Annotated in this window: 1 tRNA gene; it reads left to right on the top strand. The window is 47.6% G+C overall.

Features of this window, described 5'->3' with window-relative positions:
• The first annotated feature begins 99 nt into the window (after positions 1-99).
• Positions 100-176, top strand: a tRNA-Met gene (locus tag JNB88_RS33225).
• Positions 177-393 lie beyond the last annotated feature (217 nt).

Here is a 393-nt window from a genome sequence, read left to right as displayed (position 1 = left end):
CTATAATGCCTGCAGATTTTACGTCCCGTCTCGGTACACCAAATCCCAGCAGTATTTGCATTTTTTACCCAAAACGAGTAGAATTTGCCACGTTTCAGGCGCGGGGTGGAGCAGCCTGGTAGCTCGTCGGGCTCATAACCCGAAGGTCGTCGGTTCAAATCCGGCCCCCGCAACCACTTTCCCTTAGAGTCCTTTTTCAAATATACTGTGAAGACTTCGGCCTTCGTAGTGGGATTTGAAAAAATCCTTCTGGAAAGTGCTCCAGACCGCAGTTGCGGTTATAGGGTTCAGTTATATAAAGCCCCGATTTATCGGGGTTTTTTGTTATCTGACTACAGAATAACTGGGCTTTAGGCCCTTTTTTTATGTCTTGGGGGTGGGCTTGTCCACATT

This window comes from Rhizobium cauense (genome assembly GCF_019511525.1).
In the GTDB taxonomy this organism is placed as follows: Bacteria; Pseudomonadota; Alphaproteobacteria; order Rhizobiales; family Rhizobiaceae; genus Rhizobium; species Rhizobium cauense.
Note: the sequence above shows the minus strand (reverse complement) of the source record. Positions and strands in the feature narration are given on the sequence as shown.